At 74.6% G+C, this 16284-nt stretch carries 14 protein-coding genes; 9 read left to right on the top strand and 5 right to left on the bottom strand.

Annotation, left to right across the window (positions count from 1 at the left end):
- Window positions 1-91: 91 nt before the first annotated feature.
- From K2224_RS09980 to K2224_RS09960, 5 genes are all read left to right on the top strand, one after another.
- Window positions 92-1246 carry a hypothetical protein gene (locus K2224_RS09980; protein WP_221906220.1) on the top strand — a complete coding sequence of 385 codons (1155 nt, stop codon included), beginning with the start codon at window positions 92-94 and terminating at the stop codon, window positions 1244-1246.
- A 33-nt stretch (window positions 1247-1279) separates the two neighbouring features.
- A complete protein-coding gene (locus K2224_RS09975; RefSeq protein WP_221906219.1) occupies window positions 1280-2497 on the top strand; it encodes a helix-turn-helix transcriptional regulator in 1218 nt (405 codons plus the stop codon).
- Window positions 2498-2676: 179 nt separating this feature from the next.
- Entirely contained in the window at window positions 2677-3201 is a 525-nt protein-coding gene (locus K2224_RS09970; RefSeq protein WP_260692454.1) for a hypothetical protein, read from the top strand.
- Between the two features lie 319 nt (window positions 3202-3520).
- Window positions 3521-4183, top strand: a complete 663-nt coding sequence (locus K2224_RS09965) for a response regulator transcription factor (protein ID WP_221906218.1) — start codon at window positions 3521-3523, stop codon at window positions 4181-4183.
- The gene (locus K2224_RS09960; RefSeq protein ID WP_399018175.1) at window positions 4180-5520 is read left to right on the top strand and encodes a sensor histidine kinase; all 1341 of its coding nucleotides are present in this window, start codon (window positions 4180-4182) and stop codon (window positions 5518-5520) included. The genes K2224_RS09965 and K2224_RS09960 overlap by 4 nt, the downstream gene beginning before the upstream one ends.
- A gap of 44 nt (window positions 5521-5564) precedes the next feature.
- Here K2224_RS09960 and K2224_RS09955 read toward each other — a convergent pair whose 3' ends face one another.
- Window positions 5565-5939, bottom strand: coding sequence for an STAS domain-containing protein (locus tag K2224_RS09955; protein ID WP_066985354.1), 375 nt, complete (start codon window positions 5937-5939; stop codon window positions 5565-5567).
- A gap of 643 nt (window positions 5940-6582) precedes the next feature.
- On the opposite strand from K2224_RS09955, the gene K2224_RS09950 reads away from it, so the two are divergent.
- Complete coding sequence (locus tag K2224_RS09950) at window positions 6583-7242, top strand: sigma-70 family RNA polymerase sigma factor (RefSeq protein WP_221906217.1); 660 nt, start codon at window positions 6583-6585, stop codon at window positions 7240-7242.
- Window positions 7239-8600, top strand: a complete 1362-nt coding sequence (locus tag K2224_RS09945; protein WP_221906216.1) for a zf-HC2 domain-containing protein — start codon at window positions 7239-7241, stop codon at window positions 8598-8600. Before K2224_RS09950 ends, K2224_RS09945 begins: the two co-directional genes overlap by 4 nt.
- A 95-nt stretch (window positions 8601-8695) precedes the next feature.
- On the opposite strand, the gene purU is transcribed toward K2224_RS09945, so the two are convergent.
- Window positions 8696-9586: a formyltetrahydrofolate deformylase gene (gene purU / locus K2224_RS09940; protein WP_221906215.1), complete on the bottom strand. Its 891-nt coding sequence runs from the start codon at window positions 9584-9586 to the stop codon at window positions 8696-8698.
- A 58-nt stretch (window positions 9587-9644) separates the two neighbouring features.
- Window positions 9645-10103 (bottom strand): SCO4402 family protein, encoded by a 459-nt coding sequence (locus K2224_RS09935; protein WP_221906214.1) that lies wholly within the window; start codon window positions 10101-10103, stop codon window positions 9645-9647.
- A 171-nt stretch (window positions 10104-10274) separates the two neighbouring features.
- Here K2224_RS09935 and K2224_RS09930 point away from each other — a divergent pair, with 171 nt between their 5' ends.
- Window positions 10275-11621: an ABC transporter substrate-binding protein gene (locus K2224_RS09930; protein ID WP_221906213.1), complete on the top strand. Its 1347-nt coding sequence runs from the start codon at window positions 10275-10277 to the stop codon at window positions 11619-11621.
- A gap of 24 nt (window positions 11622-11645) precedes the next feature.
- Here K2224_RS09930 and K2224_RS09925 read toward each other — a convergent pair whose 3' ends face one another.
- Both K2224_RS09925 and K2224_RS09920 read right to left on the bottom strand, forming a co-directional pair.
- Window positions 11646-13466: a hypothetical protein gene (locus K2224_RS09925; protein WP_313904767.1), complete on the bottom strand. Its 1821-nt coding sequence runs from the start codon at window positions 13464-13466 to the stop codon at window positions 11646-11648.
- A gap of 258 nt (window positions 13467-13724) precedes the next feature.
- On the bottom strand, window positions 13725-15116 hold the full coding sequence (locus K2224_RS09920) for a transcriptional regulator (protein ID WP_221906212.1): 1392 nt from the start codon (window positions 15114-15116) through the stop codon (window positions 13725-13727).
- 469 nt (window positions 15117-15585) lie between these two features.
- Here K2224_RS09920 and K2224_RS09915 point away from each other — a divergent pair, with 469 nt between their 5' ends.
- Window positions 15586-16257 (top strand): bifunctional DNA primase/polymerase, encoded by a 672-nt coding sequence (locus tag K2224_RS09915; protein WP_221906211.1) that lies wholly within the window; start codon window positions 15586-15588, stop codon window positions 16255-16257.
- The last annotated feature ends 27 nt before the right edge of the window (window positions 16258-16284 follow it).

The raw sequence follows: 16284 nt of genomic DNA, 5'->3' as shown, positions 1-16284 counted from the left end.
GTCCTTGACACAGTGAGGCGGCGGCAGCGGCGCCACCGGCGACAACTCCGCAACGGCAGCAGGCAGCACGGCACGGAAACGGGGATCGGCCATGGTGATGCGGGACGGCGACGCGCTGGACGTCCGTCCGGGCGGCGATCCGTCCCGCGCCGCTGCCCACCATCACGGCGCGTACCACACCACCGCGTTCTTCCTCACCCTCTACGCCGCCGCGCTCACCGCCTGGACGGTGTACGGCATCGTCCAGGGCGACAGCTCCGTATGGGACTTCGTCGAGGGGCTGTTCAATCCGGGTGCCTCGCCCGCCTCCCAACTCGTCGGCCCCTACGAGTGGGCGTTCGCCGCCGCGTTCCTCGCCACCGCCGGGCTCGCCGTGGCGCACCGCCGGCCGGCCCGCAGCGCGGCACTGTTCTCCGGGTTCTTCCTGCTGGCCGTCTCGCTGCGGGAGGCGGTCGGCCTGTTCGACGCGGCCTACCGCGACCAGTACGCCACCGATCCGCTCGGCGGATGGGCGCTGGCCACCCGGGTACTGGGCCTGGTGGTCGCGGTGGTGGTGCTGGCCGCCATGCTCCCGGCGACGGAAGGACGGGCTCGGGGGCGAGTTCGGGGGCGGACCGGGTCCGTCGGGCCGGAGGGGCAGGGGCCAGGACCGGACCGGACCGATTCCGCGAGTGCGGTTACGGCTACGGGCGCGGGTACGGACGCGTCCGCGCCGGGGCCCTGTGCCGGCGCCCGGGGCCGGTGCCTCTCCCGTATCTGCGGTGTCCTCTTCCTCGCCATGGGCGCGATCCGGCTCGCCTGGACCACCCGTGACCTGTCCACCGCCGGGATGGACACCTTCCGGTACCTCCGCGGCGCGGTGGACGGCTCGGTGCTGGGCACCCTGAACCTCGCCGCCTCCGCCGAATTCACCACCCTCGGCTCGATCCTGGCCTTCTTCTTCCTGGGCGTACTGGCGTTCCGCGCCCGCGGCGACGTCCGCGGCGCGCTGCTGGTCTTCGCCTCGGTCGAGCTGTACCTCACGGTCCGCACGGCGGTCTGGCTGACCGTCACCGACTTCTTCAACCAGTCCTTCGAAACCCCCGACGGCGCCCTGTCGATGGCCACCACCGCGTTCAGCCTGGCGGCGATGACGTCGGTGGCGGTGCTGGTGATGGGGTGGGGCCCGGGACGCACGGGGGCGGCGGAGCCGGCGGGGGCGCCGGAGGGCGGCGGGGAGGCGCGGGGCGGTCTCCCGCAGGCGTAGCGTGGTCGATACGTCCGTCTCGCGGGGGTGGCCATGGAGTTGTTCCACGAGGAGCCCGGCATCGGGGACCGCATCGCCCGGCTGCGTGCCCGGCGCAGGCTGACCCAGGAAGGGCTCGCCGAGCGCGCCGGGTTGTCCGTCGACATCGTGCGCAAGCTCGAACAGGGCGTGCGCCGGACGGCCCGGCTGGGCACGCTCAACGCGCTGGCCCGTGCGCTGGACGTGGAGACGTCCGCGCTGGTCGGCAAGGCCACCACCTTCGAGGTGCGCAGCGACGGCGAGCAGCCGTCCGTACTGGCACTGCGCCAGGCCGTCTCGCCGGTGTCCGAGCTCCTGGGAGAGGAGCCGGATCCCGAGGACCCGCCGGGCATCGCGGCGTTGCAGGCTTCGCTGCGCTCGACGGAGGGCATCCGCCGCGAAGGGCGAATGGCCGAAATCGGTTCGCTGCTGCCGCAGTTGATCAGGGACGCCAAGGCGGTGGCGCACGCGTCCACGGGAAGTGCGGCGGCCTCCGCCCAGTCCGTGCTCGCCGAGGCGTACCAGATCGCCGCGACGACACTGGCGGCGCTGGGCAAGGAGGACGCCGCGTTCACCGCGCTCGAACGAGCACGGGCGGCGGCGGCCAAGGGGGACGACCCGCACCTGGAGACCATGGGCTTCTCCAGCCTCGCCTGGGTGCTGACCAAGCAGGGGCGGTTGACGGACGCCGAACGCGTCGCGCTCAGTGCCGCCGAACGCATCGAACCGGGCTTCCGTTCCCCGCCGGCGGAGTTGGCGCTGTGGGGAATCCTGCTGCTGCGGGCGGCGACGGCGGCCGTCCGGCTGGAGCGCCGGGACACCGTACTCGACCTTCTGACTCTGGCGGGCGCGGCGGCGGCCAGACTCGGCGCGGACCGGATCGACTACGCCACGCCGTTCGGCCCCACGAACGTCGGCGTGGCGAAGGTCAACTTCCTGGTGGAGATGGAGGACAGCGCGGAGGCCCTGCGCGCGGCGCGCACCGTGCCGGAGCTGCGGGCGCTGCCACCGACGTGGCGTGCGCGGTTCCACGTCGACCGCGCACTGGCCCTCGCCGATCTGCACCACGACGGCGGAGCGGTGGCCGCTCTGCTCACCGCGGAGCGCACCGCCCCCGAGTGGATGCGCTACCACTCCACCAGCCTGCGCCTGGTGTCCGAACTCCGGGGGCGGGAGAGGCGGCGGACCTCTCCGCTGGTGGAGCTCGCCGACCGGCTCGACCTCGACGCGTAGGACGCGATCGTCCGAGGGAGTGGCGGGTGGGACAGAACGTCCTACGCCCTGCCCGAAGTGGCACAGGACGTCGCTGTCCGTGCGGTGCGCGCCCGCCTAGCGTTGCCGGTCCGTCGAGGACGACGGACCCGGTCCGCACACCGGACCGGGCGCATCCCACCGAGAGAAAGCAGGCCGACGTGTCGCATGCCGATGCCCGTTCCGATGCCCGTTCCGGTGCTCATGCCGGTGCCCGTTCCGATGGGCGTTCCGTTGTCCGGCTGCTTCCCTGGACCGGTTCTTCCGAGCAGCCCTGCTATCTGCTGACCGACCGTACGGGCGACGGGCCGGTCTCCCGTTACGCGGACCGGATCGAGGCGCTGCAACTGAGGATGAGCGTCGGGCTGCTGGGCCACGCCGAGCCCATCATCGACGATCCGTCGGCCGACGCCGGGCAGTTGCGGTTCCTGTCGGCGCAGTTGCGGACCGCGCTGGAGGACACCGTGCGGGTCGCGGAGAGCCGGGGCGAGCGGCTGGAGGAGTACCGACGGGCCGAGGAGGCCGATGAGGTGGACGAGGCAGACGAGGTGGATGAGGCGGACGCGGACGACCGGGGGCCGGGCGTCCCGGGCCCGGGCGAAACCGGCCCGGACGAAACGGACCGGTCGGGCACGTCGGGGGAAGACGAAATCGGCGGCGGGAGCGGCGGCGACGGGACCTCGTAGGCCCCTCATGTCCGTTCGGGAGAAGTCCCCTTCGGGCCGCCCCCGCACGCCGGGGACGTCCGCCGCGTGTGGGGGCCGCGGCGGCCGTCGATGTGAGCTGCAACGCGTCCTGGGCTTGTGGCCTCTTCAGTGGTGCAGCATGTGAACCACTCTGCCCGCGGGGCCCGCCCCGCGCCATCGTCCGCAGGTCGGGCGAGGACCCCCGCCGGTCGGCGGGGGCGGGACCCTCCTGAGGGGGACCCGGCGGCAGAGGACGGAGTCGCGCAGCGCCGGGCGGTTCCGGGGCTCGGACGGGAGTGTGGGAAGAAAGGGGCGGCCGGTGATCCGTGTCGCTGTGGTGGACGACGAGAGACTCGTCAGGTCCGGACTGCGGATGATCCTGGGGACCGCCCCGGACATCGAGATGGTGGCGGACTGCGGCGGCGCGGAGGCCGTGGAGACCGTGCTGGGCTGCGCGGCCGAGGTCGTCCTGCTCGACATCCGGATGCCGGACGTGGACGGCCTGACCGTACTGCGCCGGCTGCGCGCCACCCCGGAGCCGCCGGCCGTGGCGATGCTCACCACCTTCGACGCGCAGGAGTACCTGACGGCGGCGCTCCGGGAGGGCGCGGCGGGCTTCCTGCTCAAGGACTCCGACCCGGAGCAGCTGGTACGGGCGGTGCGGACCCTGGCGGCGGGCGGCAGCGTGCTGGACCCCGGGGTGACCCGCGCGGTGATCGGCGGCTATCTGACGGCCGAGGACCAGGCCGCCGCGGCCCACGCGGTGAGCGGGCTGACCCCGCGCGAGTCGCAGGTGCTGGCGCTGCTGGGCGAGGGCCTGGGCAACGCGCAGATCGCGGAGCGGATGGGCCTGGCGCCCAGCACCGTGAAGGACCATGTGCGGGCGCTGCTGGCCAAGTTGGGCGGCATCAACCGCATACAGGCGGCGATCGTCGCGGACCGCGCGGGCCTGGTGGCGGGGGTTCCGCGGGGGTCCGGGTGATATCCGGCCGGGGCGGCGCGGCGGGCCGGGAGGCGGCGGCAGGCGGGACGGCGGGCCGGGCCCGCCGCGCGGTCGGCCGGCTCCGTCGCGGCCGGCTGTTCGGGTTGCTGCGGCGGTTCGGCCCGCTGGTCGTCCCGGTGTTGCTCTCGATCGTCGACGCGCTGCTGGTCAACGGGCTGGAGATGGCCCTGGAGCTGGGCGTCTCGGTGGTCGCGGCGGCGGCCCTGCTGCTGCGGCGCCGCTGGCCGCTGCTGGTGTTCCTGGTGACGCTGCCGGGGCTGTACATCGGCTACATCTGGTTCGCGCCGATGATCGCGCTCTACACCCTCGCCGCGTCCCCCCTCCTCGGCTCGGCACCCACGGGAGGCACCCCCGGCCGGGTCCGCGCCCGACTCGGCGTGTGCGCGCTGCTGTTGGTCACCGCGCACTTCCTGCCGTACCCGATCTCCGACTTCGAGCCGACCGCGTACCGCGAGAACACCCTGGTGCTGATCGACGCCTGTGTCACCTCCGCGGCCCCGATCGCGCTCGGCCTGCTGGTGCGGACCCGCCGCGAACTGGCCTCCCGGGTCGAGGACCTGACCCGCAGCCTGCGCCGCGAGGACCGGCTGCTGGCGGAGCGGGTGAAGGCCACCGAACGGGCCCGGCTGGCCCGGGAGATGCACGACGTGGTGGCCCACCAGGTCAGCCTGATCAGTCTCCAGGCCGGTGCCGTGCAGGTGAGCACCGCGGACGAGGCGGCGCGGGAGGGGGCCCGCACGATCCGCGAGCTGTCCGTCCGCACACTGGAGGAGCTGCGGCACATGGTCGGCGTCCTCCGGGCGGCCGGCGGCGACGCCCGGGACACGGGCGAGCCGGCACCGCAGCCGTCCCTGGACGAACTGCCCCGGCTGATCGAGCTGAGCGCGCTGGACGTGACGTACGAGGGGCCGGCGGCGGACGGCGACGGGGACGCGCGGGCCGTTACGGGAGCCGGGGCGGGCCGTCCGCGCGGCACCAGGACGGTCGAGCGGGCCGCCTTCCGCACCGTCCAGGAGGCGCTCACCAACGTCCGCAAGCACGCGCCGGGGGCGCGGGTGCGGGTCCGGGTCGACGCGGTGGAGCTGGGCGCGCCGGGCGGCGCGGGGGCGGCGGAGCGGGCGCGGGAGGGGCTGCGGGTGGAGATCCGCAACGGGCCGCCGGACGCGACGGCGCCGGTCCCCGCGCTGCCCGGGGGCGGGCACGGTCTGGTGGGGCTGCGCGAACGCGCGCAGAGCCTCGGCGGGACGCTGGAGGCGCGTCCGACGTCCGAGGGCGGCTTCGTCGTACGGGCGGAGTTCCCGTACGGGGCGGGGTAAGGGTCCGCCGCCCGGCCCGCGGCCGCTACGGCCGGGCGTCCGCCTCAGGCAGACAGTGGGGCGGCCGCCTCGTCCACCGCCGTGGGCAGGTCCGGGTAGACCTCGAAGAGGCGGCGGACGCCGAGGGCGGCGAGGACACGGTTGACGTGCGAGCCGTCGACGGCACCCTGGGCGGGCAGGATCAGCCGCAGCCGGCCCTGACAGGAACGCATCAGGCGGCGGGCGGCGATCAGCACGCCGACCCCGCTGGAATCGCAGAACCGGACCTCGGAGAGATCGAGCACGAGGGACCGCCGGCCCTCGGCCACCGCGTCGTGCACGTGCTGGCGCACCGCGGGCGACGTGACCAGGTCCATCTCGCCGGAGACCTGCAGTACGGCCCAGGGGCCCTTTTCGTCCTCTGCCACCTTCAACGACACGCGCTCGAAGCCTTTCGCTCGCTTTCGGACCGGATGTGCCCGGATTGCAATCCGGAACCCACCCTTCCCGGCTCGACTGCCCGGCCTCTCCCCCGCGAAACGCTTTCGATTCCGTGGCACGGCGGGCTTCCCGTCCCCAAGGCTATGCCCACAGGACGGCGGATTTTCGCCCGCAACCGGTCACACCCGGATAACGCACGGGTCGATACAGGCATGAACGGTCCACAACGATCCACTTCGAGCGCCGGACACACCCCGATCACCCCCAGGTCTGCCACCACCTCATCACGCCCTTACCACCCGCGACGCCCTCACGACCGGCTTTGCCGCAAAGGCGGGTGCTTTGTCGGACCCTCCCACTACATTCGGGAACACGGTCGCCGTCACGGCGCGCACCCGCAGCGCGCCACGGCGTCCGGGCGCCAGCGCCGGTCCACAGCCGGCCGGGCGCGCCGCCGGATCGGGTGACGACCCCGGCGATCGTGAGCGGAGGGGTGGATACGGGTACGACAGTGGGCGGGAGTGACGACACGGGGCCCTGCGACGCGCGGGCCCTCCGGGGAGGCCGGGGCCGCTTCGCGCTCCCCGGCGGAGCGCCGGCCGAGGTGTGAGCCCGGCCGCGACGGGCAGGGATGGGGGTCCCATGGCACATGACGCACCACCGCGCTGGGACAGGCGGATGCAGCAGCGGCTCGCCCGCGGCGAGGCCGCCGCACTCGGCGAGCTCTACGACCGTTTCGCCTCGCTGGTGCACAGCCTCGCCCACCGGGTCCTGGACGACGAGGACGCCGCCGACCGCATCACCCGCGAGGTCTTCGCCTACATCTGGGAGCACCCCGACTCCTACGACCCCAAGCAGGGCTCGCTGCGCTCGTGGGTGGCCGGCATCACCCGGCACCACGCCGTCCAGCGACTGCGCCAGACCGAGGCCGACTCCGCGCGCGACCGCGGCGAGGCGGACCCCGGGTCCGCCGAGTCGGAGCGCGAGCTGGAACGCCGGATCCACGAGGCGTCCACCGCCGCCCGCGCCGACTACATCGTCACGTCCATGCCCGCCCCGCTGCGCCAGGCCCTGGAGCTGGCGTACTTCCAGCGCCGGGACTACCGCCAGACCGCCGCCGACCTCGGCGTCACCGAGGACGAGGCGCGGCGCCGGCTCCGCCTGGGCCTCCAGCTGCTGTCCACCGCCCACAACCACCAGGCTCTGCCCGCGGTCCCGATGCGCCGCGGCCCCCACGGCCCGCACACCCCGCGCCCGCCGCACTCCACACCGCCCGGTCCGGGCCACGGGCGGTCCCGGTGAGGGGCCCGGACGAGTGGGACGGCCACGAGCACCCCGGGGGCGCCGGTGAACGTCCCCGGATACCGTCCCCGCGCCCCGCCGCGGAGGACCACGGCCCGCTGCCGGACCTCCCGCCCGTCCCACCAGCCCCCCACCCGGGGCCCGGCCCCGTCCCGGCCCCCGCCCCGCCCCACGACGTCCCTGCGGAGTACGAGAGCGATGACCACCCCGTGACCGGCGACGGCACCGACCCGAGCCACCCGCCCCCGGCCGCCCCGTCCCACAAGGTGCTCAAGTCCCTGCTGGGCGCCTGGGCACTGGCCGCCTGCTCTCCGGAGGAGACGGCCGCCGTCGAGGCGCACCTGACGGACTGCGCCGGCTGCGCCGAGGAGGCGCTGCGGCTGCGCGACGCGGTGGGGCTGCTGCACCCCGCGGACAGCCTCGATCTCGACCCGCTGCTGCGCTCGCGGGTGCTGGAGGGCTGCCTGGGCCGCCGGCCGCCGCGCATCCCCGTCCCCGAGTGGGCCACGCCGCTCGACGCGGAGGCCGCCAAGCTGGACGCGCTGCTGCGCGACATGGGCGAGGCGGAGTGGCGGGCCCCGGTGCGGCTGCGCTGGTTCGACGGCCGCGAGCCGGTCGAGCGCGGGACGACGGTCGCCGGGGTGATCGGGCATCTGATGGCCGTGGACGGCATGGTCGCCACCGCCCTCGGACTGCCCGACCCGCTGGGCCCGTCCGCCCCGGAGCAGCCCGGCCCGCGCCGCCGCACCGAGGCGTACTGGCGCACCCTGGGCGAGGACCCGGACCCGCGGGCGCCGCACGGCCCGTGGCGCGAACAGAGCCAGGAACTGACGAGAACGGCGTCGTTCGCCGGCGTAGGGGTCGCCGAACTCTCCGTCCCCTACGGCAAGTTCGACCTCGCGCTGCGCGACGCCTTCCTGGACCGCGCCTTCGAGACCTGGGTGCACGCCGGGGACATCGCCGACGCCGTGGACTATCCGTACAAGCCGCCGGCCGCCGGTCATCTGCACCTGCTCGTCGACCTCGCGGCCCGGCTGCTGCCGAGCACGCTCGCGCAGCGGCGACGGGACGGGCTGGCGTCGCCGGCGCAGCGGCTGGTCGCCGCGGGCGCCCCGGGCCGCTCGCTCCATCTGGAGGTCGAGGGCAGCGGCGGCGGGGACTGGTACATAGCCCTGGACTCGCCGGCCGCGGTCGGCTCGCCCGAGCACGCCGTCGCCCATCTCGCCCTGGACAGCGACGAGTTCTGCCAGCTCGCCGCCGGGCACATCTCGCCCGAGGAGACCGCGGCGGGCCAGGACGGCGAGCGCGAGGCGATCCGCGAGGTGCTGTTCGCGACGGCGGCGCTGTCCCGGCTGTGAGCCGGCCCGCCGGGCGCCCACGGCGCCCGTCGTCGGGCCGACCGCGACCGGGTGCGGCGGGTCCGCTTCGGGCGAAGGCCGTCAGGCGAAGAGCGTCAGGCGAAGACCACCGTGCGGGTGCCGTTGAGCAGCACCCGGCGCTCGCTGTGCCACTTCACGGCCCGCGCCAGCGCCTGGCACTCCACGTCCCGGCCGATCTCCACCAGCTGGTCCGGCGTGACCTCGTGGCCGACGCGCTCGACCTCCTGCTCGATGATCGGGCCCTCGTCGAGGTCCGCGGTGACGTAGTGCGCGGTGGCGCCGATCAGCTTGACGCCGCGGGCGTGCGCCTGGTGGTAGGGCCGGGCGCCCTTGAAGCTCGGCAGGAAGGAGTGGTGGATGTTGATGACGCGGCCGGCCAGCGCCTTGCAGAGGTCGTCGGAGAGCACCTGCATGTAGCGGGCGAGCACCACCAGCTCGATCCGCTCCTTCTCCACCAGCTCCAGCAGCTGCGCCTCGGCCTCGGCCTTGGTGTCCCGGGTGACCGGAATGTGCCGGAAGGGGATGCCGTACGAGCCGACCAGCTCGGCGAAGTCGGTGTGGTTGGAGACCACGGCCGCGATCTCGATGGGCAGCGCGCCGATCCGGGAGCGGAAGAGCAGGTCGTTCAGGCAGTGCCCGAACTTGGACACCATCAGCACGACCCGCATCTTCGCGTCGGCCTGATGGATCTGCCAGTCCATGCCGAAGGAGTCGCCCACCGCGGCGAAGCTGGCCCGCAGCTTCTCGACGTCGACCTGCGCCTCCGCGGTGAAGTGGACGCGCATGAAGAACAGCCCGGTGCTGTGGTCGCCGAACTGCTGGCTGTCCTCGATGTTGCAGCCGGTCATGAAGAGATAGCTGGAGACGGCGTGCACGATCCCCTTCTTGTCCGGGCAGGACAGCGTGAGGACGTACTGGTTGTTCCGGTCCTGCTGACCGGGCTGGGTGGGCTGCGACTCGCTCATGACCTCATAGGGTCGCATATCCGCCGGGCGGCTCCGACCGCGGCGCCGGGAGCGGCGGTCAGGCCGGGGCCTGGAGCGGGCCCGTCAGGGCCGCCAGCGCTTCGAGGGAGTGCGGGGCGGTGTCCGGGTCCTCGCCGTCCGCGGCGGCCATCTGGACGTGCGCCTCGCGGGCGGCCCGTACGGCGTCGGGCCAGCCGGGGTGCTCCAGGTAGGCGGCGACCGGGGCGTCCGGCCCGACCGCGTGCATGATGCGCAGCACCCGCAGCACGGCGACGTCCACCAGCTGCGCCTCCTGCGTGTCGCGGAAGATCGTGCCGATGTACTTGTCGGCGGACCAGTTGTCCAGCCAGGTGTCCTCGACGAGCCGGTAGACGGCGTCGGTCACGTCCCCGTACCCGGGCCGGCCGGCGAGCCAGGTGTGCTGCTGGAAGACGGGGTCGGAGAGCATGTGCAGCGCGGAGCGCACATTGCTGCGCCAGCGCCACCACGGCATGTCAGAGAGCGGCATAGCGCCCATGGTGGTCGAGCGGCGGCCGCGACGGGAAGACTTCTCCGAACCTTGCACAGCAGGGAATCGTACGTTCCTCCCGATTGCTCTCGATCGGCCCCCCGGACTTCACCGCGATGTCACCTTCCGTTGCGCGGATGTCACGCACGCGTTCGGTACGGGAGGCAAGGCTGCGGGGTCATGACCGGTCGGCGACGCTCCTCCCCCCGCCCCTTCCCCCGCGCCTCGGCGACCGCCGCGGCGTGCACGGCGGTCCTCGCGTCGCTGCTGTCCGGCTGCGGCTCCCTCCCCGGCACAGGGGGCGGGGAGGGGGCGCCGGTCACGGTGATGACCTGGGCGCCCGAGGGCACCCGGACGACCAACATGCCGGGCATGCCGGCCATGGCGCAGGCGTACGCCCGCTGGGTCAACTCCCGCGGCGGCATCGCCGGCCACCCGCTGAACGTCCTCACCTGCAACGAGCACGACGACTCGGTGGAGGCCGCGCGGTGCGCCCGGCGCGCGGTGGACGCCGGGGCGGTCGCGGTGGTCGGCTCGTACAGCCGGTGGGGCCGGTCGTTCATGTCCCCGCTGGAGGTGGCCGGGATCCCGTACATCGGCGGCTACGGCGCGTCCGCCGAGGAGTTCGCCAGCCCGCTGTCCTACCCGGTGAACGGCGGCCAGGCCGCCCTCCTGGCGGGGAACGGCCGCCAACTGGCCGCGGACTGCCGGCGGGTGGCGCTGGTCCGCCCGGACACCATCCAGGGCGACCTGATGCCGAACCTCCTCGACGCCGGGCTCGGCAGCGGCCGCGGCACCGGCCGGAACCCGGCCGTGGACGTCAAGGCGCCCGAGGGCGGCACCGACTACTCGGCGCAGGTGGCCGCCGCCCTGAAGGCGGTGGGCGCGGAGCCCGCCCGCTACGGGACGGCGCGCTCCGGCGACGAGGCGCCCGGCTCCTGTGTGGCCGCCTCGCTGGGCGACGACACCGACACCTTCTTCGACTCCTTCCGGCGCCTCCAGGAGAGCAGCCCGAAGGTGCGGGTCGGCTCCGTCCTGGGCAGCGTCGACCAGTCGATGGTCAACCGTGGCGGCGGCGCCTCGGGACCGCTGGAGGGGGCGGACGTCACCGGCTGGTACCCGGTGCCCGGCGATCCGCGGTGGGCTCCGATGCGCCGGGTGATCACCGAGGAGGCGTTCGACGACAACCGCCTCGATCCGGCCGACCAGGGTGTCCAGACGACCTGGATCGCCTACACGGTGCTGAGCGCGGTGATCCGGCAGCTGGCCGACGCGGGCGTGGAGGACATCACCGCGCACGCGCTCCAGAACGCCCTGGACCACGGCGACCGGGCCGTCGACACCGGCGGCCTGACGCCCAAACTGCGCTGGCGCGACGACGACATGCTGGCCGTCGCGGACTTCCCGCGCATCGTCAACGCGGACGTGACGTACCAGGTGGTGCGCAACGGCGAACTGGTCGCCGCCCGGGAGGGGTTCGTCGACGTCGGCGGGACACTGGAGCGGCGGCCCTCGGACGACTACTGACGCCCGCGGGGCCGGCCGCGCCCCTCACAGCTGCTCGGGCTGGTGCTCCCGGAGGCCGTACTTCTGCGCGAGCGGGTTCCACAGGCCGGCCGCCTGCTGCTTGGCCTGGGTGGCCGCGCCGCTGGCCGCGTTCCCCTGGGACGCCTCCTTGCCGCCCTTGGCGTGGCCCTTGTCGCAGCCGCCCTTGCCGCCCACCTTGTCGGCCCAGGCCGCGTAGTGGTTGTCGGCGGCGGCCGAGGACTGCCACGCCTTGGTCAGCGCGGCGGTCAGCTCCGCGCTGTTCGGGATCTTGTCCACGGGGAGCTGCTGGAGCCGCTTGACCAGGTCGTTGCGCTGGCCCGCGGCGGACCGCAGGTCGTTGGCGGCAGCGGGGAGGTTGGCGCAGGACTTGATGTTCTGGACGGCGCCGATGACCGCGGAGCGGCTGTTGTTGCTGTCGGCGAGCAGCGCGTCCAGCCCCTTGGCCTGGCCCGCGGCCGGGTCGTCGGCCGACTTGGAGGAGTTGTCGCCGCCGGCCGACTTGGCCGTACTGGAGCCGGGCTCCTCCTTCTTCTTCTGCTGGCCGGTGTCGTCGCCGCCGCTGCCGCTGAGCGCCCAGCCGACGCCGAGGCCGACGGCCGCCAGCGCGACCACGATCGCGCCGATGATCGCCGCCGCGGGTATCTTGCGGCGCCGGGGGCCGTCGTCCTCGTAGGAGGCGTACTGGTCCTGCCCGCCACCGGGGGCGAACGGGCCGCCGGGGCCGCCCTGTTGGCCGTAGGGCGGCGGGGTCTGGTGGTCGAAGCGCGGCAGTTGCGCGGTGGAGTCGGGGGCGGCGGCCGCGCCCGGGCCGGCCGGGCCGTCGCGGAACAGGCCGTCGAACTCGGCGGGGGTGGGCCGGTCGCCGGGGCCGCCGGGCGGGACGCCGTAGGGCGCGCCGGGCGGCGGGGTGGGCGCCCCGGGGCCGGTGGCGGCCCCGACGGGCGGGATCAGCTGGGTGGGCTCGGAGCCCTCGGGGTCGGCGCCGGGCATCGGCTGGGACTGCGGCATCGGCCGGGCGGCCGGCGGCGCCTGGTCGGGCTTGATCGCCCGCAGCATCTGGGTGGCCGCGTCGCGGGGCTCCGGGGCGGCGGCCTGGGGCGGCAGCGGGGCGGCACCGGGAGAGGGCGCGGCGCCAGCCGCTCCAGTGGAGCCGGTGCTTGCACCGGGGACGGGCGGCAGGAGGGTGGTCGCCTCGGCGTCGCCCGCGGCGGGCGGCAGCGGCGCGCCGGCCTGCCGCGTGGCCCGGACTATCTCGCCCGACGGGTGCGGCAGCCGGCCGGCGTACGGGGCGTTCTGCGGCGGCAGGGCGCCGGCCCCGGGCTCACCGGCGGGGGCCGGCTGCTGGGCGGACCGGCCGCCGAGGTGCAGGACGGTGGTGGCCTCGGGGCCCCCGGCGGCGGGCGGCAGCGGCCCGGTGGCCGGCGGGCCCGCCTGGGGCGCCGGGGCGGGCTGCTGGGGCGCCTGCGGCGGCATCGGGGGCGCCGCGGCCGGCATCGGCGGGGTCTGCGGCTGTCCCTGGGGCTGCTGGGGGACGCCCTGGTACGGCGGCTGCTGCGCGGTCGGGGGCTGGGCGGCCGGGTAGCCCTGCGGCGCGTGCTGCCCGTACTGCTGCGGTCCGTCGGGGGCGCCTGCGGGCTGCGCCGGCTGTGGTGCGGCCGGCTGCCGGCCGGGCCCCCAGGGCTCGCCCCACGGCTGTCCGGCGGGTGGTGCGGCCTGCTGCTCGGGCGCCCAGGCGTCTCCGCCGCCGGCGGGCAGCACTACGCCCTCCCTGGCCGGGCCCGCCGCAGAATTCTGCGGGTCGTGGCCCTGTCCGCTCTGCGTCACCGGGACTCCTACCATCGTGCAGACCTACGGAATCGTCGGCTGCACGCTACCGGTTCGCAGCAACGTTCGACCATGTGTCCTGGTCACCGCCGGATCGTGCACCGGCCACGGCCCCGGCGCCGCCGTCCGCCCGCCGGGGCGGGCCGGAATCCCGGCCCGCCCCGGCGGCACACGGCCGAACGCCCCTCGGCCCGTTCCTCCTTCCGCGCGCGGCCGGCCCCCGTTTTCCCGGCTCGCGGTCGCCCCCTGAGGCGTTGCTCACGCCGCGACGCGGAGTTCCATCCGTGCGGTGAATTCCCTTACGACTGGTTCGTCCTGATACGGCTCCAGGCGTTGCCGGAAGTCGTCCAGGTATTCCGTACCGCGGTCCGAGCGCAGCGCACCCAGCAACTCGATCGCCCGGGTGCCCGTATGGCAGGCCAGCTCGACCTCCCGCTGCTGCGCCTGGGCGCTGGCCAGCAGCACCATCCCGATGGCGCGGCGGCGCGCCCGGCTCGCCGGATGGCCCTCCAGCGCCTCCTGCGCGCACTGCGCGGCCGGGACGGGCTGACCCAAGTCCCGGTGGCAGTGCGCCAGTTCGTCGGCCAGGTATGCCGGGTCGAAGTGGCCGATCCACGCCGGGTCGTCGCCGGCGTCGGCGGCCGCCTCGGCCCGCTCCATGGCCGCCACCGCACGGCCCGCGACCGACTGGAAGGCCCGGGCGTCGCCCATCAGGGCATGGCCGCGCGCCTCCGCGGCGAAGAACATCGCCTCCGCCCGGGGCGTGACCTGCCCCCGCGCCCCCTCCTGGGCGGCCCGCGCCAACTGGGCGATCTCCCGCGGATTCCCCAGCGACGCGGCCAGATGGCTCATGCTGGCGGCCAGCACATAGCCGCCGTAGCCGCGGTCGCCGGCCGCCTGCGCCAGCCGCAGCGCCTGGATGTAGTAGCGCTGCGCCAGACCCGGTTGCCCCGTGTCGACGGCCATGTAGCCGCCCAGTTCGGTCAACCGCGCGACCGCGGCGAAGAGTTCCCGGCCGACCGCCTCGCGGTACGACCCCGCCAGCAGCCCCGAGACGACGCTGTTGAGGTAGTGCACGACGACCGGCCGGACGTGCCCGGAGCCGAAGCGGTGGTCCAGTTCACTGAGCGCCGACGTCATGGCCCGTACGGCCGCGACGTCCGAAATGCCCACCCGGGCCCCGGCGTTGCGGGACACCTGGCTGTCCGCCCCGGTGATCAGCCAGTCCCGGCTGGGCTCCACCAGCGCGGAGGCGGCGACCGTGGATCCGCTGAGGAAGTCCCGGCGCCCCACGTCACTGCGCCACAGCTCGCAGACCTGCTCGATGGCGCCCAGGACGGTGGGTGAGAACTGTAGCCCCACCCCGGACGCGAGGTTCTTCCCGTCGGCCATCCCGATCTCGTCGATGGTGACCGTGCGGGCCAGTTTGCGGCCCAGTGCCTCCGCGATGATGGCCGGGGCGCGGCCCCGCGGCTGCTGCCCGCGGAGCCAACGGGCCACGGAGGTCTTGTCGTAGCGCAGGTCGAGGCCGTGTTCCGCGCCGCACATGTTGACGCGGCGGGCCAGACCGGCGTTGGAACAGCCGGCCTCCTGGATGAGCGCCTGCAGCCGTTCATTGGGCTGGCGCGCGACGAGTGGCCTGGCGGCCATGGTGTGTACCCCCTGTACTGCTGCTGCGCGTTCACCGGCGAACGCCGTCCCCGCGATCAATTCCCCGTACATATCCGGGATATCCGAGACATCCGGGATATGCATCGGTACGAACCGGGCGACGCGCTTCACAGCGGATGCCCGGGATACGCGCGATGTGCGCGTTGCCCGTGCGTCGTCGTGCGAAGCGCGGCATCCCGACGTCCGTGCCGCGAAGGGCTGATCCACGAGGAGGGGGCGCCCGGTGCCCGTGCACCGGTCACGGCGGGCGATGCAGCTCTCCCCTGCTGCACCGGCCGTCCGCCGGGCGGCCTCTCCGCCCGTCACGCAGGTGGCTACCCGCTTCCCGGGCCCCATCCGCACACGCGCCCCCACTGGTGCATCCATGCGCCCCACGTGCGGGAACGATGCGCCGGTGCTGTCACCCATTCGGCCGTAACCCTTGGTGACACGTGCAGTTGTCATCTGCGTGGAAGAGACCATCGGAGTCACAGGAGCCCCGCAGATCCCCAAACAGCGCGGCGAGCAACTCATCGAAACTGCGGTGCGTTATGCGGAGGAACGCCATTGGGAGGTGTTCCCCGGCGCATGGCTGGAGCACGACGGCGACCGGCCGCGCTGCTCGTGCAGCGCCGTCAACTGCCCCTCCCCCGGGGCCCATCCGACCGCGCCGGGCTGGGCCGGCACGGCCACCGGCAGCGCCACCGCCGTCCGCCGGATGTGGAGCAAGCACCCGCGGGCGTCGATCCTGCTGCCGACGGGCCGGGCGTTCGAGGCTCTGGACGTGCCCGAGATGGCGGGCTGCCTGGCGCTGGCCCGGATGGAGCGGCTCGGACTGACCCTCGGCCCGGTGACCCGCACGCCGGACCGTCGGATGCTCTTCCTCGTCCTCCCCGGCGCCTCCGCGAAGGTCCCGGACCTGGTGCGGAACCTCGGCTGGGCGCCGGCCGCGCTCGACCTGATCTGCCGCGGCGAGGGCGAGTACATCGCCGCGCCGCCGACCCGGGTCGGCTCGCACGGCGCGGTGCAGTGGGCGCGCCGCCCCACCGCCAGCAACCGCTGGCTGCCGGATGCGGAAGAGCTGATCAGCCCGCTGGCGTACGCCTGCGCACGCGACGCGGCGGCGCTCCGCGCCCGCTGACGCGGGCGACGGTCGGGATGTCAGTGC

This window comes from Streptomyces sp. BHT-5-2, from assembly GCF_019774615.1.
In the GTDB taxonomy this organism is placed as follows: Bacteria; Actinomycetota; Actinomycetes; order Streptomycetales; family Streptomycetaceae; genus Streptomyces.
Note: the sequence above shows the minus strand (reverse complement) of the source record. Positions and strands in the feature narration are given on the sequence as shown.

Excerpts from the sequence above, each read along its gene's own strand:
- K2224_RS09920 (WP_221906212.1), bottom strand. The coding sequence starts at position 15,116 with ATGGCCGCCAGGCCACTCGTCGCGCGCCAGCCCAATGAACGGCTGCAG.
- K2224_RS09930 (WP_221906213.1), top strand. The coding sequence starts at position 10,275 with ATGACCGGTCGGCGACGCTCCTCCCCCCGCCCCTTCCCCCGCGCCTCG.
- K2224_RS09935 (WP_221906214.1), bottom strand. The coding sequence starts at position 10,103 with ATGGGCGCTATGCCGCTCTCTGACATGCCGTGGTGGCGCTGGCGCAGC.
- K2224_RS09975 (WP_221906219.1), top strand. The coding sequence starts at position 1,280 with ATGGAGTTGTTCCACGAGGAGCCCGGCATCGGGGACCGCATCGCCCGG.
- K2224_RS09980 (WP_221906220.1), top strand. The coding sequence starts at position 92 with ATGGTGATGCGGGACGGCGACGCGCTGGACGTCCGTCCGGGCGGCGAT.
- purU (WP_221906215.1), bottom strand. The coding sequence starts at position 9,586 with ATGAGCGAGTCGCAGCCCACCCAGCCCGGTCAGCAGGACCGGAACAAC.
- K2224_RS09950 (WP_221906217.1), top strand. The coding sequence starts at position 6,583 with ATGGCACATGACGCACCACCGCGCTGGGACAGGCGGATGCAGCAGCGG.